This is a genomic window from Sulfitobacter sp. JL08, assembly GCF_003352045.1.
GTDB lineage: Bacteria > Pseudomonadota > Alphaproteobacteria > Rhodobacterales > Rhodobacteraceae > JL08.
On record NZ_CP025815.1, the window covers coordinates 1814892 to 1832531 of the forward strand.

The 17640-nt window shown below is 58.2% G+C and carries 14 protein-coding genes; 10 read left to right on the top strand and 4 right to left on the bottom strand.

The annotated features are described in order from the left end of the window. Position 1: 1 nt before the first annotated feature. The 4 genes from C1J05_RS09035 to C1J05_RS09050 all read right to left on the bottom strand — a co-directional run bounded on the left by C1J05_RS09035 (position 2) and on the right by C1J05_RS09050 (position 6030). The gene (locus C1J05_RS09035) at positions 2 to 238 is read right to left on the bottom strand and encodes a BolA/IbaG family iron-sulfur metabolism protein (RefSeq protein ID WP_114869964.1); all 237 of its coding nucleotides are present in this window, start codon (positions 236 to 238) and stop codon (positions 2 to 4) included. A gap of 66 nt (positions 239 to 304) precedes the next feature. After that, entirely contained in the window at positions 305 to 2464 is a 2160-nt protein-coding gene (purL, locus tag C1J05_RS09040) for a phosphoribosylformylglycinamidine synthase subunit PurL (protein WP_114869965.1), read from the bottom strand. Positions 2465 to 2559: 95 nt separating this feature from the next. Further along, on the bottom strand, positions 2560 to 4824 hold the full coding sequence (locus C1J05_RS09045) for a mechanosensitive ion channel family protein (protein WP_254684749.1): 2265 nt from the start codon (positions 4822 to 4824) through the stop codon (positions 2560 to 2562). Between the two features lie 300 nt (positions 4825 to 5124). Further along, complete coding sequence (locus C1J05_RS09050) at positions 5125 to 6030, bottom strand: LysR family transcriptional regulator (RefSeq protein ID WP_114872221.1); 906 nt, start codon at positions 6028 to 6030, stop codon at positions 5125 to 5127. Positions 6031 to 6194: 164 nt separating this feature from the next. Between C1J05_RS09050 and C1J05_RS09055 the strand changes: the two genes are divergently transcribed. From C1J05_RS09055 to C1J05_RS09100, 10 genes are all read left to right on the top strand, one after another. Beyond that, positions 6195 to 9617 carry an indolepyruvate ferredoxin oxidoreductase family protein gene (locus C1J05_RS09055; protein ID WP_114869966.1) on the top strand — a complete coding sequence of 1141 codons (3423 nt, stop codon included), beginning with the start codon at positions 6195 to 6197 and terminating at the stop codon, positions 9615 to 9617. Between the two features lie 87 nt (positions 9618 to 9704). Continuing rightward, positions 9705 to 10583, top strand: coding sequence for a lysophospholipid acyltransferase family protein (locus C1J05_RS09060; RefSeq protein ID WP_114869967.1), 879 nt, complete (start codon positions 9705 to 9707; stop codon positions 10581 to 10583). Positions 10584 to 10591: 8 nt separating this feature from the next. Further along, positions 10592 to 11401 (top strand): glutamate racemase, encoded by an 810-nt coding sequence (locus C1J05_RS09065; protein WP_114869968.1) that lies wholly within the window; start codon positions 10592 to 10594, stop codon positions 11399 to 11401. A gap of 77 nt (positions 11402 to 11478) precedes the next feature. After that, entirely contained in the window at positions 11479 to 12507 is a 1029-nt protein-coding gene (argC, locus tag C1J05_RS09070) for an N-acetyl-gamma-glutamyl-phosphate reductase (protein WP_114869969.1), read from the top strand. Between the two features lie 9 nt (positions 12508 to 12516). Continuing rightward, a complete protein-coding gene (gene ccmE, locus C1J05_RS09075; RefSeq protein ID WP_114869970.1) occupies positions 12517 to 12981 on the top strand; it encodes a cytochrome c maturation protein CcmE in 465 nt (154 codons plus the stop codon). Positions 12982 to 13076: 95 nt separating this feature from the next. After that, positions 13077 to 13688 (top strand): holin-associated N-acetylmuramidase, encoded by a 612-nt coding sequence (locus tag C1J05_RS09080; protein ID WP_114869971.1) that lies wholly within the window; start codon positions 13077 to 13079, stop codon positions 13686 to 13688. After that, positions 13679 to 14254: a holin family protein gene (locus C1J05_RS09085; protein ID WP_114869972.1), complete on the top strand. Its 576-nt coding sequence runs from the start codon at positions 13679 to 13681 to the stop codon at positions 14252 to 14254. Before C1J05_RS09080 ends, C1J05_RS09085 begins: the two co-directional genes overlap by 10 nt. A 59-nt stretch (positions 14255 to 14313) precedes the next feature. After that, entirely contained in the window at positions 14314 to 16281 is a 1968-nt protein-coding gene (locus tag C1J05_RS09090; RefSeq protein ID WP_114869973.1) for a heme lyase CcmF/NrfE family subunit, read from the top strand. Continuing rightward, a complete protein-coding gene (locus C1J05_RS09095) occupies positions 16278 to 16751 on the top strand; it encodes a cytochrome c-type biogenesis protein (RefSeq protein ID WP_205389216.1) in 474 nt (157 codons plus the stop codon). The genes C1J05_RS09090 and C1J05_RS09095 overlap by 4 nt, the downstream gene beginning before the upstream one ends. A 72-nt stretch (positions 16752 to 16823) precedes the next feature. Beyond that, on the top strand, positions 16824 to 17600 hold the full coding sequence (locus C1J05_RS09100; RefSeq protein ID WP_114869974.1) for an enoyl-CoA hydratase-related protein: 777 nt from the start codon (positions 16824 to 16826) through the stop codon (positions 17598 to 17600). The last annotated feature ends 40 nt before the right edge of the window (positions 17601 to 17640 follow it).

Sequence of the window (17640 nt, forward strand, 5' to 3'; positions counted from 1 at the left end):
CCTAGTCAGGGGCCTTGGTGGTCAGCGCCAGCGCGTGCAATTCGCCCTGCGATCCATCCATCTTGCCCTTCAGCGCGGCATAGACTGCGCGCTGCTGCTGCACACGGTTCTGCCCGCGAAAGCTTTCGTCGATCACTTCGGCTGCGAAATGCGCCCCATCATCGCCCTGTACGTTGATACGGGCCTTGGGAAACGCCTCGCGGATCATCGTTTCAATTTCGTGGGCGGTTATCGGCATAGCGGCACTCCGGTCATTGATGATGATAGATGTAGGCGGTGGACGTGCCGCGTGCAAGGGACCCGATCAGGCAATCGCAGCTTCAAAGGCCGAACGGAACAGCCCCGAAAGCTCCGCCATTTCAGCGCTGTGGCCGTCAAAGGCGATGGTATTACCGCCAAACTGTCCGATCTTTTCTGCGGGCACACCGGCCTTTCGGACGGCCTCCATCAAAGCATCAGCCTTGTCCGGCGCACAGGCCAGAACATAGCGCGCCTGATCTTCGCCAAACAGGGCACCGGTATCGGCACTGTTCAGTTGCACGCCCACGCCCGATTTTTCAGCCAGTTCAAACACGGCCAGCGCCAGCCCGCCATCAGACAGGTCACTGCAGGCACGGATCAGGGCGCGGTTGTCGCGCACAAAGCTGCCATGGCGCCTTTCGGCGTCCAGATCGACATAGGGCGCATCGCCGTCCTGACGTCCAAACGCCTCGGCCAGCAGGGCGGACTGGCCCAGATGCCCGTGGCTTTCGCCCAGCACAATCACCACATCGCCGCCCATCGCCTGATCACCGATGATGTCGGCGGTTGAGCGCAAAAGACCAACGGCGCCGATTGTCGGGGTTGGCAGGATCGCAGAACCATCGGTTTCATTGTAAAGTGACACATTGCCCGACACGATCGGCATATCAAGCGCAGCCACCGCCGCGCCGATGCCCTGAATCGCGCCAACAAACTGGCCCATGATCTCGGGCTTTTCGGGATTTCCGAAATTCAGGTTGTCGGTTGTCGCAAGGGGCAGGGCACCCACGGCGCACAGATTGCGATAAGCTTCGGCCACGGCCTGTTTGCCGCCTTCGACAGGGTTTGCTTTGACATAGCGGGGCGTCACGTCCGATGTGAAGGCCAGCGCCTTGTCCGTGCCATGCACCCGGATGATGCCCGCGCCCAGTCCGGGTGTACGGGCACTGTCGGCCATGACCATCGTGTCATATTGTTCAAAGACCCAGTTTTTGGCGGCGTAATTGGGCGAAGCCAGCAAGGCGCGCAATCCGGCAATCGGATCGATCGATGGCACGTCGGTCAGCGGTGCGGCGGCGGGTGTGGCGACCCACGGGCGATCATATTCGGGCGCATTGCCCGAAAGCGCCTTAAGCGGCAGATCGGCCTTCACGTCGCCATTGTACATGATCAGGAAACGATCTTCGGCGATTGTTTCGCCGACAATTGCGAAATCCAGATCCCATTTTTCAAAGACCGCGCGCGCGTCGGCTTCTTTTTCGGGACGCAGCACCATCAGCATGCGTTCCTGGCTTTCCGACAGCATCATTTCATAGGCGGTCATGTGTTCTTCGCGCACCGGCACATTTTCCAGATCAAGACGCACGCCCAGATTGCCCTTGTCGCCCATTTCAACCGCGGAACAGGTCAGGCCCGCCGCGCCCATGTCCTGAATGGAAATGACGGCGCCAGTCTGCATCAGTTCCAGCGTCGCTTCCATCAGGCGCTTTTCGGTGAACGGATCGCCGACCTGTACGGTGGGGCGTTTTTCTTCGATCGTGTCATCGAATTCGGCCGAGGCCATCGTGGCCCCGCCCACACCGTCACGACCGGTTTTGGCACCAAGATAGACCACGGGCATCCCCACACCCGACGCGGCCGAATAGAAAATCGCATCGGTATCGGCAAGGCCAGCAGCAAAGGCGTTGACCAGACAATTGCCGTTATAGGCGGGGTCAAAGCGCACTTCGCCGCCAACAGTCGGCACGCCGAAACAATTGCCATAGCCACCCACACCGGCGACCACACCATTGACCAGCTGCCGTGTCTTGGGGTGGCTGGTTTCACCGAACGACAGTGAATTCATCGCCGCCACCGGGCGCGCGCCCATGGTGAACACGTCACGCAAGATACCGCCCACCCCTGTCGCCGCACCCTGATAGGGTTCGATATAGCTGGGGTGGTTGTGGCTTTCCATTTTGAACACCACGCACTGACCATCGCCAATGTCGACGATACCGGCGTTTTCGCCGGGGCCGCAGATCACCTGCGGGCCTGTTGTGGGCAGGGTGCGCAACCATTTTTTCGATGACTTGTAGGAACAGTGTTCGTTCCACATGGCCGAAAAGATGCCCAGTTCGGTAAATGTCGGCTCGCGTCCGATGATGGTCAGGATAAGCTGGTATTCATCGGGGCTCAGCCCGTGGCTCTTGATCAGGTCGGGCGTGATGGCCGGCTCTTGCATCCTGTTGGATTCCCCAAATGGCAGTCAGATGGGCTGTCTTTAATCCAAGGGCGCGCGAGGGGAAAGACCCCCGCGCGCCACGATGGTCATTCCGCCTATTTTTTTCCGGCCGCGCCCGCATCGCGGGTTTCCGCTTCGGCTGCGGCTGCGGCGGTAATCCTCGCCTTGTCCTCGTCTGTCAGCTCGTCGTGATCTTCCAGATTGGGGATGTTCACACGCACTTCGCGGCGGGCAAAATCAATGCCGGCTTCGTCGAACGCGGCCTTGACGCGATTATAGATCTCTTTACGCATCATGAACTGCGATCCGGGTTTGGCCATGAATTTGCCGCGCACGACCATACCGACATCGTCGAAATTGTAGACGCCCTGCGATTTGAACGGTTGCAACATATCATCCTTGAATTCGTCCATGGCCTGTACTTCCTGGCCGATTTTCTTGAACATCTTGCGCACTTTTTCGGGGTCGGTATCAAAAGGTACCGTGAACTTTAGCTTCGTGATCACCCAGTCGCGGCTAAAGTTCGTGACTTTGGCGATATCACCGTAAGGCACCGTGTGAACAAGGCCCAGATGATGGCGCAACTGCATCGAGCGGACCGAGATTTTTTCGATCGTGCCTTTGACATCGCCAACATCGACATATTCGCCAACGCGAAAGGCATCATCGACCAGAAAGAAAACACCAGAAACCACATCGGTGACCAGCTTCTGTGCCCCGAAACCGATGGCCAGACCGGCAATACCCGCCCCCGCCAGCAGCGGTGTTGTATCAACCCCAAGGCCGCTTAGGGCAAGAAGGGTGAACAGAACAACAATCGTTATTCGAGACACCAACAGGATAAGCGGCAGCACAGTCGACAGGCGCGAACTGCCCGCACCGCCGCCGTCGCCCAGTTCCTGTTCTTCCGAAGGCGCCTCTCCGGAGGCCGTCATTTCCTTAGCCAGCTGGCGGTTGATCACAACGGACACCACCTCCCAAAGCAGATAGCCGATTGCAATTGTGATCAGGAACGCAACCACGTTGCCGGCCAGTCTGGCCCCGACGGCACCGGCAGCCAGGCTTGCCAGAGTCACACCCCAGAAATTCGCGATCACAAGAACCACAAGGCCAAATACAATAACGCGTCCGATGCGCACATAAGACAATTCGGTGGCGTGATGCGCCCGTCTGGCAATCACACCTTCGCCCAGCATTGGCGGCATGATATTGCGCACGATCCCGCGCACCATCGTATCAAGGGCGGGGGCCAGCAACAAAACAGCCATTGTTTTAAAGTGAGGCGCGGTGCGCAGCAGATCGATCTGGCCATAGCTGGACAGCGTCAGGACAAGCCACCACGTTGCCAGAGACACCGCAATCGCGAAATAGGGATAGGCACTTGAAACTTTGGCCTCAATTTCGCTGACGCCTTTATCGGGTCCGCGCATCATCTGTATCAGACCATCACGCGCGGTCCACGCGATCCAGACGATGTACAAATGCAGCGAAAGGTTCAGCCAGAACCCCAGACGCATATCCGCCACCGGAACCTGATTAAGTTCGTTGAAGCCAAGGATCGCAATGGTAAACCCGAACAGGAACGAAAAGCCGACAATGTGCCGGTTCAGGAATTGTGCCGTCTGATTGTCGGCATTTACCATACGATAATTTTCGCGTTGCGGCGCCAGCAGAAAGCGCGAAAAGGCAATCACGATCCGCGGCAAAGCCACAAGGTTGAACAGGATGATCTGTGCAAATGGAAGCATCTCCAGCGGGATGATCGAAAAGGCAACGGTGCGACCGACCGCAAAAAAGACAAACACCCCCAGCAGATCGCGACACAACCGCCGGAACAGGGCCGCAACGGTCGCGCGCAGTGTTTCGGGGCGTTCGTCATCTTCGTTCAGCGTATGCCAGCCACGGGTCAGCCGATTCACAACCCATTCTGCCGCAAAGCCCGCTGCGATCACTGTAAAGCACAGCCCCAAGAACAGCAGCACGCCCGAGACACCAAACTGGGAAAAGAAGTTTGAGACAGACTGCGCCTGCAAGCTAAACAGGTTGGGGATGGCCTTGATCGCGATCAGTATCTGGCCAACAGCCCCCGTTGTCGCATGATAAAACATTTCACCCAGACCGCTGGAGTCGTCCGCACTTTCTGCGGCTTGCGCCTGTGCGACCGCATCAAGGCGCTCCAGCAACAAGCCTCTGACCTGTTCGTCAGACAACCCCGCCACCAGATCGCGCACGTTTTCGGGGGACAGCGTTTCCGGCAATGTCACTGACGCGGTGTCGGTTGCGCTTTGTGCCTGTACTGCGCCCGAGAATGCGACACACAAAAAGAGCGCAAGCGCGCTTGATAGAATTCTTGTCAGCAAGTGTTCTGTCCCTTGTCGGTATTTGGTTACTTGTTTGTTTGGCTCAAAATCGGCGAAAACCCTCTACTATGCAAGAAATCTCTGCACCCCGGATTTGCGCACGCAATTGACTGTGTAGCAGGGCCAAAAAAAAGGCCGAGCTAATAAGCTCGGCCGAAGTCCAACAGGGAGGTATGAAGATGATGCGCGTTTAAGCCATCATCGCCTTCGAATGATCAAATAGGCAGCAGAATTGAATCGATCAAGAGTTATCGGGCCATTATTCGGCAATCCCGATATGCACTGGATGCATAGCTTTGATCAGGGTTTCGCCTGATCGCGCAATTGCCGGCGGTAGGTAATGATTTCGTCCTGCACAAAGTCGCGAAACGCAGAGATGCGTTTGGATTGGCGCAGTTCCTCGGGGTAGGCCAGGAAAACGGGCACATCCGCCGAAGTCACCTCGGGCAGGACAGAGACCAGATCGGGAAAGTCCTGCGTGACATAATCGGGCAGGATGCCAATGCCGATATTGCTGATAACCCCTTGCAGCACACCGAAATAATTGTTCACCGTCAGAAGTGACCGGATATCGTATGTCATCAGATGCTGCACCAGCGATATTCCCGCGACAACCTGGGCCGATTTCACATTCTGGAACACCAGACGGTGTCTGGAGATATCTGACAACCGCTTGGGCGTACCGTTTTCCGCCAGATAATCGGGCGACGCAAACAGGCGCATTTGTACTGTCATCAGTTTCTTGCGGATCAGATCGGCCTGCGAAGGTTCCTTCATCCTGATCGCCACATCCGCCTCGCGCATTGGTAAATCCAGAACGCGTTCTTCCAGCATCAGATCGATTTTAAGGTCGGGATATTTTTCGTACAATTTGTTCAGGCGCGGCACCAGCCAAAGCGAGCCGAACGCCATTGTGGTCGTCACCTTGAGTTCGCCGAACACTTCTTCTTCGCTGTCGCGGATACGGGCGCTGGCCGTGTCCAGACGTTTGACCATCGCGCTGGTTGCATCAAACAGCAATTCACCCTGTTCGGTCAGAATCAGCCCGCGGGCATGGCGGTGAAACAGGGTTGCGTGCAGGCTTTCCTCAAGCCCGCGAATCTGGCGGCTGACCGCAGATTGTGACAGGTTCAACTTGTCACCCGCATGGGTCAGGCTGCCGGCATCGGCAACCGCATGAAATATTCGAAGCTTGTCCCAGTCCATCGCCGCAACTTTCATATAGATGTATGTGACCTATATGAAATCATGAAAAAAGGAACCTTGCGCAGGGCGGGAAACGCAAAATATCCAAAAAATTCGCTATGCAGGTCAGAAATTATGACCTATTATTAGGCAAGTAATTGTTAACCCAGCCTTGGGAGGGGCCGATGTCGAACCAGAAGATTTCCCTGAATGACCGGTTTGATCTGACCAAGTCTCCGGTGCTGCTGAATGGCACACAGGCTTTGGTGCGGCTGATGCTGATGCAAAAGGCCCGCGATGCAGCCGCAGGGCTGAATACTGCGGGGTTGGTAACCGGATATCGCGGCTCGCCTCTGGGGGCGGTCGATCTGCAAATGATGCGCGCAGCCAAGCCGCTGGCGCAAAGCGACATCACCTTTCAACCCGGATTGAACGAAGATCTGGCCGCCACCGCCCTGTGGGGCAGCCAGCAGGCAGAACTGCGCGGTGAAGGCAAATATGACGGCGTGTTCGGCCTCTGGTACGGAAAAGGGCCGGGTGTGGACCGTACCGGCGATGTGATGCGTCACGCGAACATGGCCGGCACGTCGGCAAATGGCGGTGTGCTGATGGCCATGGGCGACGATCACACCGGCGAATCCAGCACGGTTCTGCATCAGTCCGAATGGGCGATGGTGGATGCCTACATGCCAGTGGTCAGTCCCGCAGGTGTGCAGGAAATTCTGGATTACGGAATTTACGGCTTTGCCCTTTCGCGCTTTTCGGGGCTGTGGGTCGGTCTGAAAACCATGAAGGACACGGTCGAGGTTACATCAGTCGTCAACGGCGATCCCAACCGGATGAAGCTGGTTGCACCCAAAATGGAGATGCCTGAAGGCGGGCTGAATATCCGTCTGATCGACACGCCGCACGCGCAAGAGGCGCGGATGATCGACTACAAGCGCTACGCGGCAGAACTGTTTTCCCATGCCAACAAGATGGACAAGCGCGTCTGGGGGAAACCCGGCGCCAAGATCGGCTTTGTTGCTGCCGGAAAGAACTGGCTTGATCTGGTGCACGCGCTTAGCCTGCTGAACCTGACCGAAGCCGACGCAGAGCGTCTGGGCATCACCACCTACAAGATCGGGCAGACCTTTCCGCTGGATATGCGCGGATTTCATGACTGGGCCGAAGATCTGGATCTGATCGTCGTCGTCGAGGAAAAACGCAAACTGATCGAAGTGCAGATCAAAGAGGCCATATTCAACGACCGTCAGGGGCGGCGGGTTTATGGCTGGCACAAGGGTGGCGGTGCCGGTTCGATGCACGGCGAAGAACTGTTTCCGACGCGCGGCGCGCTTGACCCGATCATGATTGCCGAAAAAATCGGCGGCATCCTGATCGAAGAGGGGCGCGAAACCGATGCGATCAAGGCTGGCCTAGCATCGCTTGGCGAAGCGCGGCGCGCCGACAATGCCGAAGATATTGCCGCCCGCCTGCCGTATTTCTGTTCGGGTTGTCCGCACAATTCATCCACCAAACTGCCCGAAGGCAGCCGCGCCTATGCCGGTATCGGGTGCCATTACATGGTGCAGTGGATGGATCGTGAAACCACCGGCTTTACCCATATGGGCGGCGAAGGCGCCAACTGGATCGGCGAAGCGCCGTTTTCCAAACGCGGCCATGTGTTCCAGAACCTGGGCGATGGCACATATAACCATTCGGGCATTCAGGCGATCCGCGCAGCGATGGCCGCTGGCACCAACATCACTTACAAGATCCTTTACAACGATGCCGTCGCCATGACCGGCGGGCAGGGCAACGAAGGCGGGCTGGACGCGCCCCGTATCGTCGCCGAACTGAAAGCGATGGGGATGAAACACATCGCCGTTGTCTATGACGAAAAAGAAGATGTGGACCTTAATGCCTTTCCCAAAGGCGTTGAAACACATGAACGCAAATCCCTGATGCAGGTGCAGGACGCGTATTCAAAACATCCCGGCGTGTCTGCGATTGTCTACATCCAGACCTGTGCCGCCGAAAAACGCCGCCGTCGCAAGCGCGGCCTGTTCCCGGACCCGGACAAACGGGTGTTCATCAACACGGACATTTGCGAAGGCTGCGGCGATTGCGGCGTGCAATCGAACTGCGTGTCGATCGTGCCGGTTGAAACCGAACTGGGGCGCAAACGCGCCATCGATCAATCTTCTTGCAACAAGGATTATTCCTGCGTCAAAGGGTTTTGCCCGTCTTTCGTAACGCTGGAAGGCGCGAAGATCCGCAAGGAACCAACGGCAGAATTGCATCTGCCCGATCTTGCGATGCCCGATCTGCCGGCGATCAACGGCACCCATAACATCGTGATCACTGGCGTCGGCGGTACCGGCGTTGTGACCATCGGGGCGGTGATTGCACAAGCGGCCCAGCTGGATGGCAAGGGCGCAGGCATGATGGAAATGGCCGGACTGGCCCAAAAGGGCGGTGCGGTGCACATCCATTGCCGGCTGGCCGAAAAGCCCGAAGACATCAGCGCAATCCGCGTCGCCACGGGCGAGGCGCACGCCCTGATCGGTGGTGATCTGGTCGTGTCGGCGGGGGCCAAGACACTGGGCCTGACCCGCGCGGGACAAACCGGTGCTGTGGTCAACAGCCATGAAATCATCACCGGCGATTTCACCCGGAACACCGAATTCTCGCTGCCGACCGACCGGCTAAGCGTTGCCTTGCAGGCGCGGCTGAAAGACCGGGTCGATCTGTTTGATGCCTCTGAGCTGGCCAGGGCGACTTTGGGGGATTCGATCTTTTCCAACATGATGGTGTTTGGGGCAGCGTGGCAGCGTGGGCTTGTCCCGCTGACATTTGATGCGATCAGGCAAGCGGTTGAAATGAACGGGGCCGCGGTTGAACGCAACCTGCGCGCATTCGATATCGGACGCTGGGCAGTGCTTTATCCGCAGGACGCTGCAAAACTGCTGGCCCCGACAGTTGTGTTCTTGCCCAAATCACTGGGCGAAAAGATCGACTACCGTGCCGATCATCTGACACGCTATCAATCCGCGCGGCTGGCAAAACGCTATCGCAAACTGGTCGACGGCATTTCCGATCCGGCGCTGAAAGAGGCGGTGGCCAAAGGCTATCACAAACTGCTGGCCTACAAGGACGAATATGAAGTCGCCCGCCTTTTGCTGACCAGTCAGGAAAAGGCAGCGGCTGAATTTGACGGCGATTTCAAGATGACGTTTCACCTTGCACCGCCGATCCTGTCGAAAACCGGCCCTGATGGTCGCCCGCTCAAACGTGAATTCGGCGCATGGATGCAGGGGCCATTGAAAATCATGGCAAGGTTGAAGGCGCTGCGCGGCACGCCGTTTGATCTGTTCGGATACACCGCAGAACGCCGGATGGAGCGCGCCCTGATCAAACAGTATGAAAAAGACATGAAAGCGATCCTTCCGAACCCCAGCGCAGACAAGATGGACATCGCATGCGCGCTTGCAGTCCTGCCGCTGGATATTCGCGGGTTTGGACCCGTCAAGGCCGCGAACGAGGCCAAGGCCGCCAAACGGCGCGAAGAACTGCTGGCCGCCTTTGCCGCAGACCCAAAGCCGAAAGCCACCGCAGCCGAATGACGATGTGTCGTCATTCGGTTACAGATATGTCATAGGCTGGCCGCGAACCGTCCGACACCGTGTCGGGCGCAGAAGGATGCACAGGCCATGTCTTCAAGGCGCGAAATCACACGTGATATCACCTATTCCCATTCCGCTGCATCGCGCGGCGGGCGGGCCATTGTCCGGTTGCTTGAAAATTCGACAGGTCGCCTGCGCCTGATCAAGCGGGCAGATGGATACGAGCAAGAGATCGCGGCCGGGCGCGATTTCTGGCAGGTCATGGTCGAACGCTATGGGCTGACACTGAACGTCATTGCCGGATCGCTGCGCCACATTCCAAAGGACGGGCCGCTGATCCTGATCGCAAATCACCCCTATGGCATTCTGGACGGGCTGATCATGGGCCATATCCTGTCCACCGTGCGCGGCGATTTCAGGATACTGGCCAATTCAGTGTTCAGACGGGCCGAGGATCTGAACCGTGTCCTGCTGCCGATCAGTTTTGATGATACCAAGGACGCGCTGAAGCTGAACCTCAAAACCCGCGCCACCGCACTGGATTATCTGGGGCAGGGCGGCGCGATTGGCGTGTTCCCCGGTGGCACGGTCAGTACAGCCGCCAAACCGTTTTCGCGGCCCATGGATCCGGGCTGGCGCAGTTTCACCGCCCGGATGGTGGCCAAATCGGAGGCGACGGTGGTGCCGCTGTTCTTTGACGGGCACACCTCGCGGTTGTTTCAGATTGCCAGCCACCTGCATTATACCCTGCGCCTGGGATTGCTGATCCAGGAATTCAACAAACGGGTCGATACACCTGTCGATATTGTCGTCGGCGATCCGATCGGGCGTGACGTTCTGGACCCGATGTCAAAAGATGCCAAAGCAATGATGGATTTCCTTCGCAAAGCCACGTATGAGCTGTCTCCAACGCCGCTCAACTCTTATGATTACGGCTTTGAATTCGAGGAACGGCATCGCGCCTGAAGGACGACATGGCAGTTGGAATTTTTGATTCAGGTCTGGGCGGGCTGACGGTTCTGGACGCCGTGTCAAAGCGGCTGCCGGATGTGGAATTCGTCTATTTCGCCGACAGTGCCCACGCACCTTACGGTGTGCGCACGGCAGACGATATCTATAATCTGACCTGTGCGGCGGTCGAACGTCTTTGGGCCGAAGGCTGTGATCTGGTTATCCTTGCCTGCAACACAGCCAGTGCGGCCGCCTTGCGCCGGATGCAGGAAAGCTGGCTGCCTGCTGACAAGCGTGTTCTGGGTGTTTTTGTCCCCCTGATCGAGGCGCTGACCGAACGCAACTGGGGCGACAATTCTCCTCCGCGCGAGGTTGGGGTCAAGCATGTGGCGCTGTTTGCCACACCCGCCACCGTTGCCAGCCGTGCGTTTCAGCGTGAACTGGCGTTTCGTGCCATCGGTGTCGATGTAGAGGCACAGGCCTGTGGTGGCGTTGTCGATGCCATCGAAGAAGGCGATATGATTCTGGCCGAGGCGCTGGTGCGCAGCCATGTGGATGCGCTGAAACGCAAAATGCCCCATCCGCAGGCAGCGGTGTTGGGGTGTACCCATTATCCGCTGATGCAGGACACGTTCCAGCAGGCGCTTGGTCCCGAGGTCAGTGTCTTTTCGCAGGCGGGGCTGGTGGCGGAATCGCTGGCCGATTACCTGACCCGGCATCCCGATATGACAGGCGCGGGGCACACTGCCTTTCTGACCACAGGCGATCCCAAGCGGGTCAGCGACCGCGCAACGCAAGTTTTGCGACGACAGATCACATTTCAGGCAGCATAATCGCTGTTGTTTAAGACTTTACAAAATCTTACACGCGCACCTTGAACCGGTGCAACCGACATTGAAAGAGGTCCGATATGACCCACAACATCGCAATTCTGGGCGCCAGCGGCTATACCGGTGCCGAACTGGTCCGGCTGATCGCCACCCATCCGAATATGAAAATCGCCGCCTTGTCGGCAGACCGCAAGGCGGGCATGGTGATGGCCGATGTGTTCCCGCATCTGCGCCATCTGGACCTGCCAACGCTGTGCACCATCGATGAAATCGATTTTTCCACGGTTGATCTGTGTTTCTGCGCGCTGCCGCACAAAACCTCGCAACAGGTGATTGCCGCGCTGCCTGCGCCCCTGAAGATCGTTGATCTCAGCGCGGATTTCCGGCTGCGTGATCCGGCAGCCTATGAAAAATGGTACGGCAATGCGCACAGCGCATTGGCCCAGCAGGACGAGGCGGTCTATGGCCTGACCGAATTCTATCGTGATGAAATTACCGCTGCACGGCTGGTCGCAGGCACCGGGTGCAATGCGGCCACCGGGCAGTTTGCGCTGCGTCCGCTCATTGCCAACGCCGTGATCGATCTAGATGACATTATTCTTGATCTGAAATGCGCCGTTTCCGGTGCGGGGCGCAGCCTCAAGGAAAATCTGCTGCACGCGGAACTGTCAGAAGGCACCAACGCCTATGCGGTGGGTGGCACGCACCGCCATCTGGGTGAATTTGATCAGGAATTCAGCCGGTTGGCCCGACGCCCTGTCAAAGTGCAGTTTACACCGCACCTGATCCCCGCCAATCGCGGCATTCTGGCCACCTGTTATGTCAAAGGCGATGCGCAAATCGTTTATGATACATTGTGCACCGCCTACGCGGACGAGGTGTTCATTCACATGTTGCCCTTTGGCGCAACGCCCAGCACCCATGACGTGCGCGGGTCGAACTTCTGCCATATCGGGGTGACTGCCGACCGCATCGAAAACCGCGCCATTGTCGTGGCCACGCTGGATAACCTGACAAAAGGTAGCAGCGGGCAGGCGTTGCAAAACGCGAATTTGATGTTAGGTGAGGATGAGACCGAGGGGTTAATGCTGGCACCCCTTTTTCCGTAAGAGGATGCGATGAAAAACCTTAAGAAAACCCGCCGTATTCAAGTGGTTTTGCTTACGTTTCTGGCACTGATTGTTTCGGTGGTGTTGATCGGATACGCGATGCGCGACGGTATCAACTTTTTCCGCGCGCCCTCGCAGATTCTGGCGGAACCGCCGCAACCGACCGAAGTGTTCCGCATTGGCGGGTTGGTTGAAGAAGGCAGTATCGTACGTGGAGAGGGTGAAACCATCCGCTTTAGTGTGACCGATGGTGGCGCATCTGTTCCGGTGACATATGCGGGCGTTCTGCCCGATCTGTTTTCCGAAAACGAAGGCATGGTCGGCACCGGAAGTTACGTGAACGGTGTGTTCGAAGCTACGGAAATCCTTGCGAAACACGATGAAACCTACATGCCCGCCGAAGTGATTGACGCGCTGAAGGAGCAGGGCGTCTATCAGGATCCCGACCAGGTGTCCGAAGCGGCGACAAACTAGGTATAAACCGCAAACACCGCGCGCTGTCTCCAACAATAATTAACGTCTGATACGCAGTTTCCTGTCGCATAGAACATGCCAACAGAGGCTGTGCGATGCCCGACATCCAACAGATTGCGAAAGAAATTGTCGCCCGCGAAGGCGGCTATGTGAACGATCCCGATGATCCGGGCGGCGCGACCAAATTTGGCGTGACCCTTGGCACCTTGCGCCGACTTGGCATTGATCTGGACGCCAACGGGATAACGGATCACCGCGATGTTCAGGCGCTTAGCCGCGAACAGGCAACCGATATCTTTCTGATCCACTACTTCAAACGACCGAACATCGCCAGCTTGCCAGCCGCGCTACATGGCAGCGTGTTCGATATGTATGTCAATGCCGGTACCAATGCTGTGAAAATCCTTCAAAATCTGCTGCTTAAGATGGGGTATGGTATCACCGCGGACGGTATGATCGGGCCACAGACGCAAAAGGCAGCGGCGGATGCCTATGAACGCGGGCCCGCCCATCTGGCCGATGCCTACGCGATTGAACGGCGCAGATATTACTTCGATCTGGCCGATCGCCGCCCCGCCAGCCGTAAATATGCCCGCACCCGAAAGGGCGGCAAGGGCGGCTGGATCACGCGGGCCGAAACCTTCATGGCACCGCATTACCACCTGACGGTGTCGCAATTTCAAGAAAGGACAAAATCATGGGACTGATCGGGCAGATCATCGGGCTGATCTTTGGCGACGGGCGCAACGTCATCCGTGATACCGCCGAAGTGTTTCGCGAAAACGCCGAAGCGGGTGCACAACGCAGCGAGGCGATACAAATACAGGCGATGCAACAGCATGCCGCCGAATTCGCCGTTCCGCGCAAGGGCACTTTCGACAGGCTGATGGATGGGCTGAACCGTCTGCCGCGACCGGCGATGGCCTTTGGTACGCTGGGCCTGTTCGTGGCGGCGATGGTGGATCCGGTGTGGTTCGCCGCGCGAATGCAGGGCATTGTTCTGGTGCCCGAACCGCTGTGGTGGTTGCTGGGCGTCGTGGTGTCGTTCTATTTCGGGGCGCGCCATCAGGTGAAATCGCAGCAGTTCCAGCGCGAGATTGTCGGCACTATGGGGCGTGTCCCAGAGGTTCTGAATAACCTTCGCGAGCTGCAAACCATGGAAACCCGACCGAAAGAGGCCGCTGCCCTGGAAGTGCCGGATGGCGATGAAGAAAATGCAGCCCTAAGCGCATGGCGCAAAAGCGCGCAAACCAGACGCCCCGCGACAATGTGAACCGCATTCCTGTCCGATTGTGATTGGCCGCGCCTGTCCGGGCGATTATAAACAGCGTCATGATTACAGAACTCGGACATTTCGCCCTCATCCTGGCCTTTATGGTGGCCATTTTTCAGACAATTGTGCCCATGGTCGGGGCCTATAAACGTTGGCCGGGATGGATGGCGGCGGCAGAACCGGCCGCGACAGTGCAGTTCTGGCTGACGGGCTTTGCGTTCGCGGCGCTGACATGGGCCTTTGTCACATCTGATTTTTCACTGCGACTTGTGGTGCTGAACAGCCATTCGGCCAAGCCGATGTTGTATAAAATCAGCGGTGTCTGGGGCAACCATGAAGGATCAATGCTGCTGTGGGTGTTGATCGTGACGCTGTTCGGCGCGATGGCGGCATGGTTTGGTTCTAATCTTCCGCCCACGCTCAAGGCGCGGGTGCTGGCGGTGCAGGCTGCGATTGCGGTGGCATTCTTTGCCTTTATCCTGTTCACGTCGAACCCGTTTCTGCGGCTGGCTGTCCCGCCTTTTGACGGGCAGGATCTGAACCCTCTGCTGCAGGATCCGGGCCTCGCCTTCCATCCGCCGTTTCTGTATCTGGGATATGTCGGCCTCAGCATGACGTTTTCCTTTGCCGTTGCCGCCCTGATCGAAGGGCGCGTGGACGCCGCATGGGGCCGCTGGGTGCGTCCGTGGACGCTGGCGGCGTGGATTTTCCTGACGATCGGCATCGCGCTTGGGTCCTGGTGGGCCTATTATGAACTGGGCTGGGGCGGGTTCTGGTTCTGGGATCCGGTCGAAAACGCAAGTTTCATGCCCTGGCTTCTGGCCGCTGCATTGCTGCATTCCGCCATTGTGGTCGAAAAACGCGAAAGCCTGAAAAGCTGGACGATTCTGCTGGCCATTCTGGCCTTCGGTTTTTCCCTGATCGGAACGTTCATCGTGCGCTCGGGGCTTCTGACATCGGTCCACGCCTTTGCCAACGATCCCGAACGCGGCGTTTTCATCCTGATGATCATGGCTTTTTTCATGGGCGGGGCGCTGGTGTTGTTTGCCGCGCGGGCCCGCGTGATGGAGGCGAAGGGGATATTCGGAACCGTCAGCCGCGAAAGCGCGCTAATCGCGAACAACGTCTTGCTGGCCGTGGCTTGTTTCGTTGTGTTCGTCGGCACGATGTGGCCTTTGGTGGCGGAAATGTTCTTTGATCGCAAGCTGAGCGTCGGCCCGCCGTTTTTCAACATGGCCTTTACGCCGTTCATGGTTGCTCTGGGTGCGATCCTTCCGGTTGGGGCGATGCTGCCATGGAAACGTGGCAGGCTGGGCCAGACATTCTGGAAACTGCGCTATGCGTTTGCGCTGGCGCTGGCTCTGGCCGTGCTGGCCTTTGCGATGCAGACAGGACGCAGCGGAATGGGCCCGATCGGCCTGTTTCTGGGCGCGTGGCTGGTCTTTGGCGCGGCGGTTGATATCTGGTCGCGTACGGGCAGGGGCAGTGGCCGTTTGGCCCGCCTGACACGTCTGCCCCGCGCGGATTGGGGCAAGGCGTTTGCCCATGCCGGTCTGGGTGTCACGATGTTCGGCATTGCTGGACTGATGGCGTGGGAACAGGATGACATCCGCGTCGTGCAGGTTGGCACCCCGTTCGAGGTCGGCGCCTATTCCATGACCCTGCAAGAGGTCAAGGAGGTCGAGGGGCCGAATTTCCTGTCCACCACCGGCGTTATCTCGCTGTCCAGAAACGGACAGGAAATCGCCGTGCTGCGCCCTGAAAAGCGGATTTATCCCGTGGCACAAATGCCCACGACCGAGGCGGCGATCGATTACCGAATTCTGCGCGATGTCTATGTGGTTATTGGCGATCAGCAATCCAGCGGTGGCTGGACCATCCGGACCTACATCAAACCGCTGACCAACTGGATCTGGATGGGCTGCTTTTTGATGTCCCTTGGCGGCGCGCTTAGCCTGTCGGACAGACGGTTCCGTGTGGCCGCCGGTGCCGCCAAAAAAACGCCACAAGGTGTGCCAGCGGAATGACCTTTTGGAAACACGTAATCTGGGTTTTGGCGCTGGCGATGATGGCGTGGACCGCGCCGGCCGGCGCGGTGCAGCCTGATGAAATTCTGGCTGATCCGGTGCTGGAAGAGCGTGCGCGCGATCTGTCCAAGGGCCTGCGCTGTCTGGTCTGCCGCAACGAAAGCATTGATGAAAGCAATGCCGATCTTGCGCGCGATCTGCGGCTTCTGGTGCGCGAACGGCTGGTCGCAGGGGACAGCGATGACGAGGTGATTGACTTTGTTGTCGACCGTTACGGCGAATACGTTCTGTTGCAGCCGACAGTTGGCGGATCAAACTGGCTGTTATGGGCCGCAGGGCCGCTGATGCTGATCCTGGCGGGGGGCATCGGGGTGGTTTACCTGCGCGGCCGTGCCAGTGCCCCGCAGCAACATGAAACCGCGCTGAACGACGCGGAAAAGGCCCGTCTGAAGAAAATTTTGGAACAATGACGTCCGGTTTCGCTTTTCACGCTTAGCGCCCGCCGATACCGTGCCGCAAACTGCAACATGGCGAGGCACGAGATGGAATATCAGACGATCACCCTGGAGATTGAGAATGACGCGGCGGTTGTCACGCTGAACCGTCCGGACGTGATGAACGCGCTGAACACGCAGATGCGCGCCGAGATCACCCATGCCGTTCAAACCGCCGGCGCAGAGGCGCGGGTCGTGGTGCTGACAGGGGCAGGGCGCGCGTTCTGTTCCGGTCAGGATCTGGGCGACCGGGCCAGCGCCGCCAATCTGGATCTGGAACGCACGCTGCGCGACGAATACGTGCCGATGCTGCGGGCGATCTACGACTGCCCCGTGCCAACGATCACCGCCGTAAACGGCCCCGCCGCGGGTGCTGGGGCCAACCTTGCGCTGGCCGCAGACGTGGTGATTGCATCGCAAAGCGCATATTTCCTTCAGGCATTCACCCGGATCGGCCTGATCCCCGATGCTGGCGGTACCTATTTCCTGCCCCGTCAGATGGGCATGGCCAAGGCGATGGGGGCAGCACTTTTTGCCGACAAGATCACCGCCCAGCAGGCCGATGACTGGGGCATGATCTGGGAATCGGTGGCGGATGACGGTTTTGCCGATCACTGGCGCGCCCGTGCGGCGCACCTCGCCAAGGGTCCGACCGCCGCTTACAAAGGCGTCAAGGATACGATCCGCGGCAGTTTTGATAACACATTGGATGATCAGTTGCTGCTTGAGGCCCGTGTTCAGGGCGCATGTGGCAAGACCCGCGATTTCAAGGAAGGTGTTGTGGCTTTCATGGAAAAACGGCCCGCGCAATACGAAGGCCGCTGATCTTTCTGGGGCTGACTAAAAGGGCAGGGTGTGCAAAGCC